The organism is Geodermatophilus sp. SYSU D00698 (genome assembly GCF_054050335.1).
This window is the reverse complement of sequence record NZ_JBJGZD010000004.1, coordinates 233410-250561: the sequence shown is the minus strand read 5'-3', so window position 1 is coordinate 250561 and position 17152 is coordinate 233410. Positions and strand designations below refer to the sequence as shown.

At 76.0% G+C, this 17152-nt stretch carries 16 protein-coding genes; 11 read left to right on the top strand and 5 right to left on the bottom strand.

Going from position 1 to position 17152, the window contains the following annotated elements; genetic code table 11:
- Window positions 1-44 precede the first annotated feature (44 nt).
- Both ACI8AB_RS06015 and ACI8AB_RS06010 read left to right on the top strand, forming a co-directional pair.
- Window positions 45-533, top strand: coding sequence for a hypothetical protein (locus ACI8AB_RS06015; protein ID WP_456949342.1), 489 nt, complete (start codon window positions 45-47; stop codon window positions 531-533).
- Between the two features lie 64 nt (window positions 534-597).
- Window positions 598-1368: a DUF2470 domain-containing protein gene (locus ACI8AB_RS06010; RefSeq protein ID WP_456949341.1), complete on the top strand. Its 771-nt coding sequence runs from the start codon at window positions 598-600 to the stop codon at window positions 1366-1368.
- Between the two features lie 25 nt (window positions 1369-1393).
- Here the strand turns inward: ACI8AB_RS06010 and ACI8AB_RS06005 are convergent, their stop codons facing one another.
- Both ACI8AB_RS06005 and ACI8AB_RS06000 read right to left on the bottom strand, forming a co-directional pair.
- Window positions 1394-3370, bottom strand: a complete 1977-nt coding sequence (locus ACI8AB_RS06005; RefSeq protein WP_456949340.1) for an AAA family ATPase — start codon at window positions 3368-3370, stop codon at window positions 1394-1396.
- Window positions 3367-4347: an aldo/keto reductase gene (locus ACI8AB_RS06000; RefSeq protein WP_387989598.1), complete on the bottom strand. Its 981-nt coding sequence runs from the start codon at window positions 4345-4347 to the stop codon at window positions 3367-3369. The genes ACI8AB_RS06005 and ACI8AB_RS06000 overlap by 4 nt, the downstream gene beginning before the upstream one ends.
- A gap of 177 nt (window positions 4348-4524) precedes the next feature.
- Here ACI8AB_RS06000 and ACI8AB_RS05995 point away from each other — a divergent pair, with 177 nt between their 5' ends.
- The 4 genes from ACI8AB_RS05995 to ACI8AB_RS05980 are packed head-to-tail and all read left to right on the top strand — an operon-like array spanning window position 4525 to window position 7410.
- Window positions 4525-5358, top strand: a complete 834-nt coding sequence (locus ACI8AB_RS05995) for an undecaprenyl-diphosphate phosphatase (RefSeq protein WP_456949339.1) — start codon at window positions 4525-4527, stop codon at window positions 5356-5358.
- 18 nt (window positions 5359-5376) lie between these two features.
- On the top strand, window positions 5377-6063 hold the full coding sequence (locus ACI8AB_RS05990) for a histidine phosphatase family protein (RefSeq protein WP_456949338.1): 687 nt from the start codon (window positions 5377-5379) through the stop codon (window positions 6061-6063).
- A gap of 35 nt (window positions 6064-6098) precedes the next feature.
- Complete coding sequence (locus ACI8AB_RS05985) at window positions 6099-6650, top strand: DUF3090 family protein (RefSeq protein WP_387989607.1); 552 nt, start codon at window positions 6099-6101, stop codon at window positions 6648-6650.
- Between the two features lie 16 nt (window positions 6651-6666).
- A complete protein-coding gene (locus tag ACI8AB_RS05980) occupies window positions 6667-7410 on the top strand; it encodes an SCO1664 family protein (RefSeq protein ID WP_456949337.1) in 744 nt (247 codons plus the stop codon).
- A 105-nt stretch (window positions 7411-7515) separates the two neighbouring features.
- Here ACI8AB_RS05980 and ACI8AB_RS05975 read toward each other — a convergent pair whose 3' ends face one another.
- Window positions 7516-8232, bottom strand: a complete 717-nt coding sequence (locus tag ACI8AB_RS05975; protein WP_387989613.1) for a maleylpyruvate isomerase family mycothiol-dependent enzyme — start codon at window positions 8230-8232, stop codon at window positions 7516-7518.
- Window positions 8233-8273: 41 nt separating this feature from the next.
- On the bottom strand, window positions 8274-9257 hold the full coding sequence (locus ACI8AB_RS05970; protein WP_456949336.1) for a sugar-binding transcriptional regulator: 984 nt from the start codon (window positions 9255-9257) through the stop codon (window positions 8274-8276).
- 180 nt (window positions 9258-9437) lie between these two features.
- On the opposite strand from ACI8AB_RS05970, the gene ACI8AB_RS05965 reads away from it, so the two are divergent.
- The 5 genes from ACI8AB_RS05965 (at window position 9438) to ACI8AB_RS05945 (ending at window position 16047) form a co-directional block, all read left to right on the top strand.
- Window positions 9438-11183 carry a glycerol-3-phosphate dehydrogenase/oxidase gene (locus ACI8AB_RS05965; protein ID WP_456949335.1) on the top strand — a complete coding sequence of 582 codons (1746 nt, stop codon included), beginning with the start codon at window positions 9438-9440 and terminating at the stop codon, window positions 11181-11183.
- A 156-nt stretch (window positions 11184-11339) separates the two neighbouring features.
- Window positions 11340-12065, top strand: a complete 726-nt coding sequence (locus tag ACI8AB_RS05960) for an MIP/aquaporin family protein (RefSeq protein ID WP_456949334.1) — start codon at window positions 11340-11342, stop codon at window positions 12063-12065.
- 87 nt (window positions 12066-12152) lie between these two features.
- Window positions 12153-13673, top strand: coding sequence for a glycerol kinase GlpK (gene glpK / locus ACI8AB_RS05955; RefSeq protein ID WP_456949333.1), 1521 nt, complete (start codon window positions 12153-12155; stop codon window positions 13671-13673).
- 80 nt (window positions 13674-13753) lie between these two features.
- Entirely contained in the window at window positions 13754-15016 is a 1263-nt protein-coding gene (mshC, locus tag ACI8AB_RS05950) for a cysteine--1-D-myo-inosityl 2-amino-2-deoxy-alpha-D-glucopyranoside ligase (RefSeq protein WP_456949332.1), read from the top strand.
- Window positions 15016-16047 (top strand): HD domain-containing protein, encoded by a 1032-nt coding sequence (locus ACI8AB_RS05945; RefSeq protein ID WP_456949331.1) that lies wholly within the window; start codon window positions 15016-15018, stop codon window positions 16045-16047. The genes mshC and ACI8AB_RS05945 overlap by 1 nt, the downstream gene beginning before the upstream one ends.
- A 177-nt stretch (window positions 16048-16224) precedes the next feature.
- Here the strand turns inward: ACI8AB_RS05945 and ACI8AB_RS05940 are convergent, their stop codons facing one another.
- Window positions 16225-17088 (bottom strand): PAC2 family protein, encoded by an 864-nt coding sequence (locus tag ACI8AB_RS05940; protein WP_387989633.1) that lies wholly within the window; start codon window positions 17086-17088, stop codon window positions 16225-16227.
- Between the last annotated feature and the right edge of the window lie 64 nt (window positions 17089-17152).

The following is a 17152-nucleotide window of genomic DNA, read 5'->3' as shown; positions in this document are numbered from 1 at the left end:
GTCCGCCCGCCCCGGGGCGGGCGGACGCCCGGAATGCTCGCCGGGTGCCCCTCGTGCTGGTGTTCCTGCTCCTCGTCGCGCTCGTGCTGCCGCTGCTGGCCTGGTCGCTCGCCGGCCGCCGGTTCTGGGCGGACCTGCGCGGCCCGGGCACCCGCGACCTGCGCGCCGAGGTGGTCGCCCGGCACGGGCTCAGCGGCGCCGAGGCCGACACCGTGCAGACGGCGGTGACCCGCGGCCGGCCGGTCGACGACGCGCGGCTGCGCCCGGCGGCCGCCGACTGGGCGGGCACCACGCTGACCGTCCTCGACGGGCAGCACGCCGCGCACGCCGGGCGCGACCGCGCGGTCTCCGTCGTCCTCGGCCTGGCCGGGCCGTGCCTGCTGGCCGCGGTGGTGCTGGCCGTCGTGCTCGACGCCGGCGCGGTGGTCCACCTGCTGGTGCTGCTCGCCGCCGGGGCGGTCGCCGACCTGGCGCTGCTCCCGGCGACGGTCCGGCGCAACCTGCGGCGGGCGCGCGCCGCCAACGGGGGATGACGCCCGCTTCCCTCCGCCGGTGGGTGTGGTTAGGCTTCCCTTACCGTCGTCTCGAGGGGGAGCCATGACCACCTGCCCGGGTTCTCCGGCGCTCTCCGTCGCCGGCGCCCCCGAACGGGCCCGCACCGCCGCGACCCGCCGCGCCGCGGCGCTGTGCGTCGCCGGCCGCGAGCCCAGCCGTCCCCTCGCGCACGCCACCACCGCCGCCGGGCAGGTGCTCGTGCTGGTCCCCGCCGACGGCGAGGTCACCGCCGCCCTCGACGGCGCGCCGGACCGGGAGGTCTCGGCGCTGCTCATGGTCAGCGACCGCGCGCCGGTGCCGCTGCGCGACCCGGTGCGGGCGACCCTGTGGCTGGCCGGCTGGCTGACCCCGGTGCCCGAGGCCGACCGGCGGGCGGCCGCGGTCGCCTTCGCCGAGGTCCGGCCCGAGGGCGCGCTGCTCGACGTCGGGACGTCGGCCACGCTGCTGCGCCTGGACCTCGCCGAGGTCGTGCTGCGCGAGGGCGACGCCTGCACCGAGGTCTCGCCGGGCGGGTTCGCCGCCGCCCGCCCCGACCCGCTCGCCGCCGTCGAGGCGCGGATGCTGCAGCACCTCGACCGCGACCACCCCGACGTGCTCGCCGTCCTGCGCAGCCGCGTGCCGGCCGGGCCGGGGGAGACCGTGCGCCCGCTGGGCATCGACCGCTTCGGCTACCGGCTGCGGGTGGAGCGCCCGGGCGGGCACCGCGACGTCCGGGTGCCGTTCCCGCGGCCGCTGACCTGCCCCGGCCAGCTGCGCGCGGCGACGTCCCAGCTGCTGTGCGCCCTCCGCGCCGGCCTCACCCGGCGCGACTAGCACGCTCGCGCGCGGAAGGCGGAGCTCAGGCGTCCAGGTTCTCGCGCAGCAGCCGGGCCAGGCGGGTGCGCCGCGGGCGGACGTCGACCTCCCGCACCGCCCGGGCCAGCGCCGCGCCGGACGCGTGCACGATCGACAGGTGCTGCTGCGCGCGGGTGAGCGCGGTGTAGACCAGCGGCCGCGACAGCATCCCGCCCGCCTCCGGCGGCAGCACCACGACGACGCCCGGCCACTCCGACCCCTGCGCCCGGTGCACGGTGATCGCCCACCCGTGCCGCAGGTCGGGCAGCGCGTCCCCGGTCACCGTCACCGGGCCCGAGGAGAAGTCGACGGTCAGCGAGCCCTCGCCGGTGCCGGTGACCACGCCGACCTCCCCGTTGGCGAACCCGATCGGCTCGAGGTCGAGGTGGTTGGCGGTGGCCACCACCCGGTCGCCGACGTCGAAGCCGAACACCGTGCCGTCGCCGGGGTTGAGCCGCTCCTTGAGCGCCTTGTTCAGCTCGATCGTCCCGGCCGGCCCGCGGTGCACCGGCGTCACGACCTGCACGTTGCGCGGGTCGATCCCCAGCGCCCGCGGGATCGAGTCGGTGACCAGCTGCACCACCCGCCGGGCCGCCTCGCCGCTGCCGGCGGCGGGCACGACGACGACCTCGCGGTCGGGGGAGTCCACCGGCGGCAGCTGCCCGGTGCGCACCGCCGACGCCAGCCGGGCGATCGCGCCGCCCTCGGCCTGCCGGTAGAGCGTGGTCAGCTCGGTCACCGGGACGACGCCGGAGTCGATGAGGTCGCCGAGCACGTGGCCGGGGCCGATCGAGGGCAGCTGCGCGGGGTCGCCGACCAGCAGCAGGTGGGTGCCGTCGGGGCAGGCCTCGATCAGCGCCGCGGTCAGCTCGACGTCGAGCATCGACGCCTCGTCCACCACGACGACGTCGGCGTCGAGCGGCCACTCCTCGTTGCGGGCGAACCCGCCGCCGAAGCCCTGCGCGCCGAGCAGCCGGTGCACGGTGACCGCGGGGTGGTCGGTGAGCTCCTCCAGCCGCTTGGCCGCCCGGCCGGTGGGGGCGGCCAGCGCGACCTCGGTGCCCTTGGCCCGCAGCAGGCGCACGACGGCGGCCACGGTGCGGCTCTTGCCGGTGCCCGGGCCGCCGGTGAGCAGCGAGACCCCGGCGCCGAGCACCTGCGCCACGGACTGCTTCTGCGCCTCGTCGAGGCCCTTGGACACCGAGCGGACGGCGGCCGGGTCGGCGATCCGCTCGGCGGTGGCGGCCAGCCGGGCCACGCCCTCGGCGACGGCCTCCTCGGCCATGCCGAACCGGGCCAGCGACAGCGTCCGCAGCGCCGGGTCGGGCTCGGGCGGCTCGGCGTCAGGATCGCTGTCGGAGGACTCGTCCCACTCCGGCTCCGGCGGCTCGTGGTCGAGCACCTCGCCGGACTCGACCGCCGCCACGATCGCCGCCGCCGGGTCGGTGACGCCCTCGGCGCGCAGCGCGGCGACGACCAGGTCGGCGGGCAGCACGGTGTGCCCGTCGCGGCCGGCCGTGCGCAGGGTCATGACGACGATCGCGCGGCCGCGCCGGGAGTCCTGCCGGTCGGCGCCGGGCAGCAGCGAGATCGCCAGCCGGTCGGCGTCGGTGAGGCTGACGCCGTGCAGGCCCAGCAGCGCCCACGGGTCGTCGCGCAGCCGCCGCGCGGCGTCCTCGCCCAGGGCGTCGGCGGCCGAGGACGCCAGCTTCGCCTCCAGCCCGGCCCGCACCAGCAGCTCGACCACGCCGTAGGTGGGCCCTGCTGCCAGGAACGAGGAGAACAGCCGCTCGGCGCGCTGCTTGCCGACCCGCGGCATCTTCAGCAGCTTCGCGGCGGTGACGTCGTCGGGGGAGGTGATGCCGGCCGCGGGCAGCTCGGCGGCCGCCCGCTTGCCCAGGCCCGGCCACAGGCCGGCGGCGACGAAGGCGGCGAAGACGGGGTCGGGGGCGGGTGCGGTGCTCGCGGAGGTCGTCGTCATCGGGCGGTGCGCTGGTCCGGGTAGGAGAAGTGCGGCGCGGAGACGTCCTCCAGCGCCGTGCGGATGGCCGCGGGCAGCCGGACGCTCTCGGCGTCGAGCGAGGCCTGCAGCTGGACGGCGGTGCGGGCGCCGACGACGGGCGCGGCGACGCCGGGGCGGTCGCGCACCCAGGCCAGCGCCACCGCCAGCGGGGTGGTGCCCAGGCCGTCGGCGGCGGTGACCACGGCCTCCACGATCCGGTCGGCGGTGGCCGAGCGCAGGTCGTCGATGAACCCGGCCCACTGCGGCGAGGCGCCCCGCGAGCCCTCCGGCGTCGCGGCCCGGTACTTGCCGGTGAGCAGCCCCCGGCCCAGCGGGGACCACGCGAGCACGCCGAGCCCGAGCGCCTCGGCGGCGGGCACGACCTCCCGCTCGACGCCGCGCTGCAGCAGCGAGTACTCGACCTGGGTGCTGACCAGCGGCGCGCGGCCGGGCCAGGCGCGCTGCCAGGTGGCGGCCTGCGCGGTCTGCCAGCCGGTGTAGTTGCTCACCCCGACGTACCGCACGCGGCCGCTGGCCACGGCGGTGTCGCAGGCGGCGAGGGTCTCCTCGACGGGGGTGTGGTCGTCCCAGGCGTGCAGCTGCCACAGGTCCACGTGGTCGACGCCCAGGCGGGCCAGCGACGCGTCGAGCGCGGCCAGCAGGTGCCCGCGGGAGGCGCCGCGGCCCAGCGGCCCGGGCCCGGTGCGACCCACGGCCTTGGTCGCGACCAGCACCTCCGACCGCGGGACGACGTCGGCCAGCAGCCGGCCCAGCGTGCGCTCGCTGTCGCCGTCGCAGTAGACGTCGGCGGTGTCGACGAGCGTGCCGCCGGCGTCGACGAACGCGGTGAGCTGCAGCGCCGCCTCGTCCTCGTCGGTGTCCCGGCCCCAGGTCATGGTGCCCAGCGCCAGCCGGGAGACGACCAGGCCGCTGCGTCCCAGCGCCCGTTGTTCCACGACCGGCCAACCTACCGTCGCGGGACGACAGCGGCCGGTGGGCGCGGCGGTGTGAGGACGGCGACCCGCGTGGTGCCGGGCCGGCCCCGGTGGGCCGACCTAGGCTGTCCTCCCGTGCTCCGACGGAACCCGCGCACCGCGTCCCGCCCGACCCCCGGAACCCGGGGCTGAGCGCCCGTGGGGTGGTTCGAGGCCGTCGTCCTGGGGCTGGTGCAGGGGCTGACGGAGTTCCTGCCGATCTCCTCCAGCGCGCACCTGCGCGTCGTCGGGGAGGCCGCGGGCTGGGGTGACCCGGGCGCGGCGTTCACCGCGATCACGCAGATCGGCACCGAGGCCGCGGTGCTCCTCTACTTCCGCAAGGACATCGCGCGGATCGTCGTCGCCTGGGTGCGGGCCCTGGTCGACCGGACGCGCCGCTCGGACGCCGACGCCCGCACGGGCTGGCTGATCATCGTCGGCAGCGTGCCGATCGTCGTGCTCGGCCTGCTGTTCCAGGACGACATCGAGACGACGTTCCGCGACCTGCGGATCGTGGCCATCTCGCTGGTCGCGTTCTCGCTGGTCCTGTACTGGGCCGACCGGGTCGGCCGGAAGAAGCGCGAGCTCGCCGACCTCAGCGTCCGCGACGGGCTGCTGTTCGGGCTGGCGCAGGCGATGGCGCTGGTCCCCGGCGTGTCCCGCTCCGGCGGCACGATCACCATGGGCCTGTTCCTCGGCTACACCCGCGCGGCCGCCGCCCGGTACTCGTTCCTGCTGGCGATCCCGGCGGTGCTCGGGTCGGGCTTCTTCCAGGTGTACGAGGCGCTCACCGGCGACGTCGCGGGGGAGACCGTCTCCTGGGGGCCGACGGTCCTGGCCACGGTCATCGCGTTCGGCGTCGGCCTGTCGGTGATCGCCTGGCTGCTGCGCTACCTCGACCGCGGCACGTTCACGCCGTTCGTCGTCTACCGCGTGGTGCTCGGCCTGGCGCTGCTGGCGCTGGTCGGCGTGGGGGTGCTCGCCCCGCGCTAGCGCCTAGGCTCGGGCGTCGTGACCACCGTCATCCTCCTGCGGCACGGCCGGACGACGGCGAACGCCGGCGGCGTGCTGGCCGGCTGGACCCCGGGCGTGCGGCTCGACGAGACCGGGCAGGAGCAGGCGGCCGCGGTGGGCCGGCGGCTGGCGCCGGTGCCGCTGGCCGCGGTGGTCAGCAGCCCGCTCGAGCGCTGCCGGCAGACCGCCGAGGCCGTCCTCGCCGGCCGCGACCTGGAGCTGCGGTCCGACGACCGGCTCGGCGAGGCCCGCTACGGCGACTGGACCGGCCGGCCGCTGAAGGAGCTGGCCGAGGAGCCGATGTGGAAGGTGGTGCAGCAGCACCCCTCCGCCGCGGTCTTCCCGGGCCCGGAGGGGGAGGGGCTGGCGCAGACCCAGGCCCGCGCGGTGGCCGCGGTCCGCGAGTGGAACGCCCGGCTGGGGCCCCACGCGGTGTGGCTGGCGTGCAGCCACGGCGACGTCATCAAGGCCGTCCTCGCCGACGCCCTCGGCCTGCACCTGGACGCCTTCCAGCGGATCGTCGTCGACCCGGCGTCGATCTCGGTGGTCACCTACACCGAGACCCGGCCCTTCGTCGTCCGGATGAACGACACCGGCGGCGACGTCGCCGCCCTCCTCCCGAAGGAGGGCTCGACCGACTCCGACGCCGTGGTCGGCGGCGGGGCCGGGGCGGCCACGACCTGAACGCAACCGTCCGCCTCCCCGCGTAACCTGGGCGCGTGCCTCGCCAGGTCTTCCGCTTCGACCGCCCGTCCCGGTTCGTCGCCGGCACGGTGGGCCAGCCCGGGGACCGCACCTTCTACCTGCAGGCGTCCGACGCCGAGGGGCGCGTGGTCAGCGTCGCGCTGGAGAAGTCGCAGGTGCAGGTCCTCGCCGAGCGCATGGACGAGCTGCTCGACGAGATCGCCACCCGCCCCGGCACCGCCGTCCCCGCCACCGCCGACGTCGACGACCTCGAGCCGCTCACCGCGCCCGTCGACGAGGAGTTCCGCGTGGCGGCCATGGGCCTGGCCTGGGACGGCGAGGCGCAGGCGGTGGTCGTCGAGGCCGTGGCCGCCACCGACGAGCCGGTCGACGAGGACGCGATCCTGTCCGACGCCGAGGAGGGCCCCGACGCGCTGCGGGTGACCATCACCCCCGGCGCCGCCCGCTCGTTCGTGGCCCGCGCCCGCCGCGTCGTCGCCGCCGGCCGGCCCTCGTGCCCGCTGTGCTCGCTGCCGCTGGACCCGACCGGGCACGTCTGCCCCCGGCAGAACGGCTACCGCCGCTGATCCGCGGACGACGGCGATGAGCGAGCCCGCGGAGGACCTCCGCGCCCCGGCCGGCGCCGCCGAGGCGCGCGCCCTGCTGCGCGAGGGCGAGATCGACGTCGAGGGCCGCATGCTCGACGCGAGCAACGTGACGCTGTTCGGCACCGTCCGCACCGGCACGCTCGAGGCCGAGTGCGTCTACAAGCCGGTCGCCGGCGAGCGGCCGCTGTGGGACTTCCCCGACGGCACCCTCGCCGGCCGCGAGGTGTCGGCGGCGCTGGTCAGCGAGGCCACCGGGTGGGACGTCGTCCCGCCCACCGTGCTGCGGGAGGGCCCGTTCGGCCCCGGCATGGTGCAGCTGTGGGTCGACGGCGACCCCGACGTCGACCTGGCCGCGTTCGTGCGCTCGGACCACCCGGGGCTGCGCCGCATGGCGGTGTTCGACGCCGTGGTCAACAACGCCGACCGCAAGGGCGGGCACATCATCCCGACGCCGTCGGGCCACGTGTACGGCGTCGACCACGGCATCTGCTTCTCGACCGACCCGAAGCTGCGCACCCTGCTGTGGCGCTGGGCGGGCAAGCCGCTGCCGCTGGAGGCGCTGGCGGTGCTCGAGCGGCTGGCCGACGACCTGCGCGGCGACCTCGGCGAGGCACTGCACGAGCACCTGACCCGCCGCGAGGTCCGGTGCACGCAGCAGCGGGTGGCCGAGCTGCTGCGCACCCAGGTGCACCCCGAGCCGTCGGGGGACTGGCCCGCGCTGCCCTGGCCCCCCTTCTGACCCGCCGGCACGGGCGACGGTGTGCGCCGACGCCGCACCCCGGGCACCGCAACGCGGCGTCGGCGCACACGCCCACCGGCCGCCGGGCCGTTGCCCGTGCCGGGTTCAGGACAGGTCGACCGCGGCGATCATCGCGGCCGCCTGGAGGCCGTCGCCGTCGACGGTGAGCACCTCCAGCGGCACCCGCCGCCAGCAGGCCAGCAGCAGGTCCCCGGCGGTGCCGCGCAGCGTGGCGACCGGCTGGGGCCGGGTGCCGGCGAACAGCGTCCGCTCGACGCCGGCGTCGACGGCGTGCAGCACCACCGGGTGCGCGCCCTCGGGCGGGCCGTCGGGCAGCGCGCCGGGCACCATCACCTCCAGCCACTCGTCGATGCCGTCGAGGCCGACGTCGGGAGGGATGGGCCGCACGTCGCCGAGCACCTGCTCGACGTCGACGGTGTGGACGACGGCCTCCTGCACCTGGCGCCGGAGCACGAAGCCGACGTCCTGCCGGGGCGCCCAGGTCCACACCCGCTCGGCGGGGTCGGCGCCGGCGAGCGCGGTCTCCAGCTCCGCGGACTGCCCGGCCGCCCAGCCCAGCAGCTCGTCGTCGGGACGGCGGCGCGGCGCCACGTACCCGCCGGGGTCGGGCGCGCGGGTGCGCACCACCCAGGCCCAGAAGTGCTGGACCTCGCCGAGGTGCCACACCAGGTCGGCCAGCGTCCAGCCGGGACACCCGGGCACCGGGGCGGTCCAGCCGCCGGCCAGCACGGCCTCGGCGGCGGCGTCGGCGAACCGGGCGTCGGTGCGGCGCAGCACCGGCAGGTAGCCCGACAGCTCCATCGCGGCCTCCTCGCGCGGGGACGGGCCCCGACGCTAGCCCGTCAGCGGGCCCACAGGGCCGGCACCGGGCGGGGCGCGGTGCGGCGCAGCAGCAGTGCCGCGGCGGTGCGCTCGTCGAGCACGAGGTCGGTGACCAGCCCGCCGGCCAGCGCCGCGGCCAGCGCCGTGACCTTGTTGACGCCGGCGACCGCGCACACCCGCCGCGGGATGCGGCGCAGCGCCGGCGGGACCAGGCCGCTGGTGCGGGCGTTGATCGCGATGCCCTCCCAGGTCCCGTCGCCGCGCAGGAAGACGGTGCACACGTCGCCGACCACCGAGGCGGCGGCGAGGTCGGCGCGGTCGGCGGGGCCGAGGTAGCCCTCCGCCCAGACCCGGCTCGGCACCGGGCCGGCCATCGCGCCGACGCCGAACAGCGCGACGTCGGCGGACTGCTGGATCGCCAGCACCCGGCGAACGCTGCGCTCGCGCCACATCGCCTGGCGGGTCTCGGACCGGTCGAAGAACGCCGGCACGGGGAAGTGGTGCACCTGCGCGTCCCAGGCGGTGCCGAACCGGCCGAGGACGTCGCTGCCGTACCCGACGCCGCTGCTGTGGGTGTTCATCGCGCCGTTGAGCTGGACGACGTGCGCGTCGCGCAGCGGCCGGGCCCGCAGGTGCTGGCCCACGGCGCTGGTGGTGGTGCCCCACGCCAGTCCGAGCGTCATCCCGTCGCCCATCGCCTCGTCGAGGACCGCCGCGGTCCGGTCGGCGACCAGCTGCAGCCGGGCGACGTCGGGGGCGTCCTCGGGCACCGCGACCACGCGCGCCGTCACGCCGTACCGTGCGCCGAGCTCGCTCGCCATCGAGGCTGCACGTCCGTGCACGGCGCTGACCGAGACGGTGACGATGCCGAGCGCCCGCGCGGCGTCCAGCATCCGGGACACCGTGGACCGCGAGACCCCCTCCTCGGCGGCGATGTCCTCCATCCGCACGCGGTCCAGCCAGTACCGGCGGGCCACCCGCTCGAGGTCCTCGTCGGCCGCCACGGTCCCGCTCCCTCCCGGCGCGGGCGACCCCGCGGTCCGGTTCCCACGCTAACGCCGCCGTGCACGGACGTGCAGGTGGTTGCCCTGCGCGGCCATCGGGTGCAGGTTGACCCTCGTCCCCGGGTGCCGGCACCCCGCCGGCGCCCCGCACCGCCCCCGCACCACCCCCAGGAGTACCCGGTGTCCACAGCCCTCTCGCCCGAGGTCCGCACCTCCGCCCTCGACCGCATGTCCCGGGACGTGCTGGACGTCCTGGTCATCGGCGGCGGTGTCACCGGGGCCGGGGCCGCGCTCGACGCGGCCAGCCGCGGCCTGACGGTCGGCCTGCTCGAGCAGCGCGACTGGGCCTCGGGCACCTCGAGCCGGGCCAGCAAGCTGGTGCACGGCGGGCTGCGCTACCTGGAGATGCTCGACTTCGCGCTGGTCCGCGAGGCGCTGCACGAGCGCGGCCTGCTCGTCGGCCGGCTCGCCCCGCACCTGGTGCACCCGGTGCCCTTCCTGTACCCGATCCGGCACCGCGTGTGGGAGCGCGCCTACATCGGCGCGGGCATCGCCCTCTACGACGCCCTCGGCGGCCTGCTCGGCCGCCGCGACGGCCACGGCGTGCCGCTGCACCGGCACCTGTCGAGGAAGGGCCTGCGCCGGGTCGCGCCCTCGCTGCGGGACGACGTCGCCGTCGGCGCCATCCGCTACTGGGACGCCAAGGTCGACGACGCCCGCCTCGTGCAGGTGCTCGTGCGCACCGCGGTCGGGCACGGCGCGCTGGCCGCCAGCCGCACCCAGGTCACCGGCTACCTGGAGGAGGACGGCCGCGTCGCGGGCGTGCGGGCGGTGGACCTCGAGACCGGCCGCGAGATCACCGTCCGCGCCCGCCACGTCGTCGGCGCCACCGGGGTGTGGACCGACCAGACGGAGGAGCTCTTCCGCGCCCAGGGCCTGACCGTGCGCGCCTCCAAGGGCGTGCACATCGCCGTGCCGCGCGAGGCGATCGCCGGCGAGGACGGCTTCATCCTGCGCACCGAGAAGAGCGTGCTGTTCATCATCCCGTGGCCGACGCACTGGGTGATCGGCACGACCGACACCCCGTGGGACCTGGCCAAGGACCACCCGGTCGCCTCGGCCGCGGACGTCGACTACCTGCTCGACCACGCCAACGCGGTGCTCGAACGCCCGCTCACCCGCGACGACGTCCTCGGCGTCTACACCGGCCTGCGCCCGCTGCTGCAGCCGGTCGACGAGGAGGCCGGGGGGACCACCCGGGTCTCCCGCGAGCACACCGCCGCCACCGTGCGGCCGGGCCTGACGATGATCGCCGGCGGCAAGTACACGACCTACCGCGTCATGGCCCGCGACGTCGTCGACATGGCCCTGCGCGACCGGGCGCCCGGCGAGGACCCCGACGCGCCGATCCCCCAGTCGCTCACCGAGGAGCTGCCGCTGGTGGGCGCCGACGGCTACCGGGTCCGCTGGAACCGCAAGGCGCACCTCGCCGCCGCGCACGGCTGGACCGAGAAGCGCGTGGAGCACCTGCTCGACCGCTACGGCAGCCTGGTCGACGAGGTCCTCGCCCTGGTCGACGCCGACCCCGAGCTCGGGCGCCCGCTGGAGGGCGCGCCGGACTACCTGCCGGCCGAGGTCGTCTACGCGGTCACCTCCGAGGGCGCCCTGCACCTGGAGGACGTGCTCACCCGCCGCACCCGGCTGTCCTACGAGCAGGCCGACCGGGGCACCGCCTCGGCCCGCGCCGCGGCCGACCTCATGGCGCCGCTGCTCGGCTGGGACGACGCCCAGCGCGAGCGGGAGATCAGCACCTACCTGGCGCGGGTGGAGGCCGAGCGCGCCGCCGAGGCCATGCCCGACGACACCTCGGCCGAGCGGGCGCGGCTGCGGGCGCCGGAGATCCGGCCCTTCGCGGACGCGTCGTGAGCCCCGCCTGAGGCAGCAGGCCGGCGAGCGGTCCCGCCGGCCCGGCCGCAGACCGAGAGCACGGACGAAGGAGGTGGAGGCAGGCACCCCGCACCACCCGCCCGGACCGGGCGGGCCCCCATCACGGCACAACCGGACACAGAGAGGTGTCTCAGCGTGTCACTGACCTCCGTCTTCTTCTCCGAGGTGCTCGGCACCGCGATCCTGCTGCTCTTCGGCGTCGGCGTCGTCGCCAACGTCCTGCTCACCGACTCCAAGGGGCACGGCGGCGGCTGGCTGCTCATCAACTTCGGCTGGGGCCTGGGCGTCTTCGCCGGCATCTACGCGGCCTACCGCAGCGGTGCCCACCTCAACCCGGCGGTCACCGTCGGGCTGTGGGCCTTCGGGGCCGACGAGTACGCCCCCGGCGTCGACGTCACGTTCGGCAGCACCCTGGTCTACTTCGCCGGCGAGTTCGTCGGCGCGTTCCTCGGCGCCGTCGTCGCCTGGCTCGCCTACCAGAAGCACTACGCCGCGCACGACGAGCCCGGGGAGATCCTCGCGACCTTCTCCACGGGGCCGGCGATCCGCAGCCTCCCGTGGAACGCGGTCACCGAGGCCATCGGCACCTTCGTGCTCGTCTACATCATCCTGAAGTTCGGTGACACGCCGAGCCAGATCGGGCCGCTCGCCGTCGCCCTGCTGGTCGTCGGCATCGGCAACTCGCTCGGTGGACCGACCGGGTACGCGATCAACCCCGCCCGCGACCTGGGGCCGCGCATCGCGCACGCCGTGCTGCCCATCCCGAAGAAGGGCGGCAGCGACTGGGGCTACGCGTGGGTCCCCGTCGTCGGCCCGCTCGTCGGCGGCGCCCTGGCCGGCCTGCTCGCCCAGGGCTTCTGACCGCCCGGCCGTCCCGCCGGCCACCGCACCGGCCGTCCGCACCCGTCCCCTGCACCGTCCCCCTGCACCGTCGCACCCGGAGGAACCGTGAGCAGCTACATCGCCGCCATCGACCAGGGCACCACCAGCACCCGCTGCATGGTCTTCGACCACGACGGCGCCGTCGTCGCCGTGGCCCAGAAGGAGCACGCGCAGATCTTCCCGCGCGCCGGCTGGGTCGAGCACGACCCGCTGGAGATCTGGAGCAACGTCCGCGAGGTGGTCGGGCAGGCGCTGGCCCGCGCCGACCTGGTCGGCTCCGACCTCGCCGCCGTCGGCATCACCAACCAGCGCGAGACCACCGTCGTGTGGGACAAGACCACCGGCGAGCCGGTGTACAACGCGATCGTCTGGCAGGACACCCGCACCGACCGCATCGTCACCGAGCTCGGCGAGCTCGGCGGGGGAGCGGACCGGTACAAGGAGAAGGTCGGCCTGCCGCTGGCCACCTACTTCGCCGGGCCCAAGGTGACCTGGATCCTCGACAACGTCGAGGGCGCCCGCGAGCGCGCCGAGCGCGGCGACCTGCTCATGGGCACGATCGACAGCTGGCTGCTGTGGCAGATGACCGGCGGCACCGACGGCGGCCTGCACCTCACCGACGTCAGCAACGCCTCGCGCACCATGCTCATGGACTACAGCACCCTGGCGTGGGACGAGTCGATCGCCGCGGACATGCGCATCCCCGTGTCGATGCTGCCGGAGATCCGCTCGAACTCCGAGGTCTACGGCGAGGGCCGCAAGGCCGGCGCGCTGGCCGGCGTGAGGATCGCCGGCTCGCTCGGTGACCAGCAGGCGGCCACCTTCGGGCAGGTCTGCTTCCGGAAGGGCATGGCCAAGAACACCTACGGCACCGGCAACTTCCTGCTGCTCAACACCGGCGAGGAGGCGGTGTCCTCGCGCAACGGCCTGCTGACGACGGTCTGCTACCAGATCGGCGGCCGCAAGCCCGTGTACGCGCTGGAGGGCTCGATCGCCGTCACCGGCTCGCTGGTGCAGTGGGTGCGGGACAACCTGCGCCTGATCGGCGGCGCGGGGGAGATCGAGGCGGTGGCCCGGTCGGTGGACGACAACGGCGGCGCCTACTTCGTGCCGGCCTTCTCCGGCCTGTTCGCCCCGCACTGGCGCTCCGACGCCCGCGGCGCGCTGGTCGGGCTCACCCGGTACGTCAACCGCGGCCACCTGGCCCGGGCGGTGCTGGAGGCCACGGCCTACCAGACCCGCGAGGTCGTCGACGCCATGAACGCCGACTCGGGGGTGGCCCTCACCGAGCTGCGGGTCGACGGCGGCATGGTGGTCAACGAGCTGCTGATGCAGTTCCAGGCCGACATCCTCGGCGTCGACGTCGTCCGCCCGAAGATCGCCGAGACGACGGCGCTGGGCGCGGCCTACGCCGCGGGCCTCGCGGTCGGGTTCTGGGCCGACGAGGACGAGCTCAGCAGCCAGTGGGCCGAGGACAAGCGGTGGAGCCCGGAGATGGACCAGGCCACCCGCGACCGCTACTACCGCAAGTGGCAGAAGGCGGTGACCCGGACCCTCGAGTGGGTCGACGACGACGACGACCAGTAGGCGACCGGCCCCGCGGGCGCCGTTCCCCAGGGAGGGACGGCGCCCGCGGGCGCGCCGGGAGCGCAACTAGGCTCGCTGACGTGCTCAGCTGGCCCGCCCCGCTCCTGCCGACCCTCCCGGGCCCCGGTCCGGTCCTGCGGCTCTACGACACCGCGCGCGGGCAGGTCGTGGACACCGAGCCCGACGCCGTGGCGCGGATGTACGTCTGCGGGATCACCCCCTACGACGCCACCCACCTCGGCCACGCCGCCACCTACCTGGCCTTCGACCTGGTCAACCGGGTGTGGCGGGACGCCGGGCACGCGGTCCACTACGTGCAGAACGTCACCGACATCGACGACCCGCTGCTCGAGCGCGCCGAGCGCGACGGCGAGGACTGGGTCGTCCTGGCCATGCGCGAGACCGCGCTGTTCCGCGAGGACATGACCGCGCTGCGGGTGCTGCCGCCCGAGGACTACGTCGGCGCGGTCGCGGCGATCCCGCTGATCGTCGCGCACGTGGAGACGCTGCTGGACGCGGGCCTGGCCTACGTCCTCGACGACGGCACCGGCGACGTCTACCACGACGTGGCGCAGGCACCGGGCTTCGGCGAGGAGTCCGGCTACGACGAGGCCACCATGCTCGCGCTGTCCGCCGAGCGCGGCGGCGACCCCGACCGCCCGGGCAAGCGCAACCGGCTCGACCCGCTGCTGTGGCGCGGCGCCCGGGAGGGCGAGCCGTCGTGGCCCGGCCCGCGCGGCATCGACGGCCGGCCCGGCTGGCACGTCGAGTGCGCCGCGATCGCGCTGGACACCATCGGCATGGGCTTCGACGTCCAGGGCGGCGGCAGCGACCTGGTCTTCCCGCACCACGAGTACTCCGCCGTCCACGCCGAGGCGCTCACCGGGACCAAGCCGTTCGCCCGGGCCTACGTGCACGCGGCGATGATCGGCCTGGACGGCGAGAAGATGAGCAAGAGCCGGGGCAACCTGGTGTTCGTCTCCAAGCTGCGCGGCGAGGGCGTCGACCCGATGGCGATCCGGCTGGCGCTGCTGTCGGGCCACTACCGCACCGACCGCGCCTGGACGCCGGACCTGCTGTCCGCCGCCGAGGCGCGGCTGGCCACCTGGCGGCGGGCCACCGCCCGCGACGCCGGCGCGCCCGCCGCACCGGTGCTGGCCGCGCTGCGCGAGCGGCTGGCCGACGACCTCGACAGCCCCGGCGCGATCGCCGCCGTCGACGCCTGGGCGGCCGCCACGCTGGCCGGGGAGGGCGAGAGCGACGACGGCGCCCCCGCGGTGGTGGCCGACGCCGTCGACGCGCTGCTCGGGATCGAGCTCGACACCGCGCCGCAGGAGGGCTGATGGGCGGGGGCTTCTGCTTCACCGACCGCGCCGCGCGCGAGCGGGAGGAGCAGGGCCTCGCCCCGGCCGCGGCCCGGTCGGCGGCCACCCGCGGCCGCGCCGTCGACGAGCCCGAGGACCGGCTGCGCACCGCCTTCGAGCGGGACCGGGACCGCATCCTGCACGCCAAGGCCTTCCGCCGGCTCAAGCACAAGACCCAGGTCTTCCTCAACCCCGACGGCGACCACTTCGTCACCCGGCTCACCCACACGCTGCAGGTCACCCAGGTCGCCCGGGCCATCGCCCGCGCACTGGGACTGAACGAGACCCTCGCCGAGGCGATCGCGCTGGGCCACGACGTCGGCCACTCGCCGTTCGGCCACATCGGCGAGGACGCGTTCGACCCCTACGTCCCCGGCGGGTGGCACCACGCGGCGCAGGGGGTGCGGATCGTCGAGGTGCTGGAGCACCTGAACCTCACCTGGGAGGTGCGCGACGGCATCCGCGCGCACAGCTGGAAGATCACCCCGCCGCCGGCCACGCGCGAGGGGGAGTGCGTGCGGTACGCCGACCGGATCGCCTACCTCTCCCACGACGCGCTCGACGCCGTCCGCGCCGGGGTGCTGCGCGTGCCCGACCTGCCCGCCCGCGCCCGCGAGCTGTTCGGCGAGCCCGGCAGCGCGATGGTGGGCGCGATGGTCGACGCCGTCGTCGCCGGCTCCCTGGCCGACGGCGGCGCGGTGGTCATGGCCGACGAGCCGCTGGCCGCGATGGACGAGCTGCGGACCTTCATGTTCCGGCGGGTCTACCTGTCCGAGACCGCCGCGGGGCAGAAGCAGCTGGCGGTCGACGTCATCCGGCGGCTGGTCGACCACCACCTCGCCGCGCCCGGCCTCATCCCGGCGTCCTACCGGGACACCGAGGCCGACGTCGTCACCCAGGTCGTCGACTACGTCTCGGGGATGACCGACCGGTACGCGCTGGCCACCCACGACCGGCTCTTCGGCGACGACGCCGCCGCCCGCATGGCCCCGCTGCTGCGCCGCGAGTGACCGTGCGGCCCGGGGGGCGGGCCGTCGCCGGGGTCCCTCGTGCCCTGCCGGGCGTGCAGCACCGGCAGGGCACGGGGATCGACCGCACGACCGTCGCCGCGACCGTTATCCCCAACTCTGCTGTGCCACCGGACGCTGGGCGCCGCCGCGGGCGGAGCCGGTTGCCGGGAGGGGCGCTCAGTTGGGGGAGGAGCCGCGGCGGCGGAGGTAGCGCTCGAACTCGCGGGCGATCTGGTCGCCGTCGGCCTGGGACAGGTCGGTCTCGGTGGCGCGCTCCTCCAGCGAGCGCACGTACTCGACGACCTCGGCGTCCTCCTGCGCCATCTCGTCGACGGTCTTCACCCAGTCGTCGGCCTGCTGCGGGAGCGCGCCGAGCGGCACCGCCAGCTCCAGCACCTCCTCGACCCGCTGCAGCAGCGCGACGGTGGCCCGCGGCGAGGGCGGCTGGGAGACGTAGTGGGGGACCGCCGCCCAGAAGCTCACCGCCGGCAGGCCGGCCTGCACGCACGCGTCCTGGAAGACGCCGAGGATGCCGGTGGGCCCCTCGTAGCGGGAGGTCTCCAGGCCGTAGGTGCGCGCGGACTCCTGGTCGTAGGCCGAGCCGGAGACCGGGGTGGGCCGGGTGTGCGGGGTGTCGGCGAGCAGGGCGCCCAGCGCCACCACGGTCTGGACGCCGAGCTCCTCGCACAGCTCGATCAGCTCGGCGCAGAACCCGCGCCAGCGCATGTTGGGCTCGATCCCGCGGATCAGGACGACGTCGCGGTCGCTGCCCGGCGGGCGGGCCACGGAGATGCGCGTCGTCGGCCACTCGACGCGCCGGCTCACCCCGCCCACGAGCGAGACGGTGGGGCGGTTGACCTGGAAGTCGTAGTAGTCCTCGGGGTCGAGCGCCGCGAGGGGGGTGGCGTCCCAGATGAGCTCCAGGTGCTCGAGCGCCCCGGTGGCGGCGTCCCCGGCGTCGTTCCAGCCCTCGAAGGCGACCACCGCCACCGGCCGGTTCAGCTGGGGCAGGTCCTCGGGAGCGGACTTCGGGTCGATCACCCCTGCGAGCCTACGTCGGTCGGGCCGCCCGACCGGGGTGGCGCGGGATGGGAAGATGTCCCGG

What these genes read in the sequence shown, in the direction of transcription:
- ACI8AB_RS06010 (WP_456949341.1), top strand. Translation starts at nt 598, where the DNA reads ATGACCACCTGCCCGGGTTCTCCGGCGCTCTCCGTCGCCGGCGCCCCC.
- ACI8AB_RS06005 (WP_456949340.1), bottom strand. Translation starts at nt 3,370, where the DNA reads ATGACGACGACCTCCGCGAGCACCGCACCCGCCCCCGACCCCGTCTTC.
- ACI8AB_RS05980 (WP_456949337.1), top strand. Translation starts at nt 6,667, where the DNA reads ATGAGCGAGCCCGCGGAGGACCTCCGCGCCCCGGCCGGCGCCGCCGAG.
- ACI8AB_RS05975 (WP_387989613.1), bottom strand. Translation starts at nt 8,232, where the DNA reads ATGGAGCTGTCGGGCTACCTGCCGGTGCTGCGCCGCACCGACGCCCGG.
- ACI8AB_RS05945 (WP_456949331.1), top strand. Translation starts at nt 15,016, where the DNA reads ATGGGCGGGGGCTTCTGCTTCACCGACCGCGCCGCGCGCGAGCGGGAG.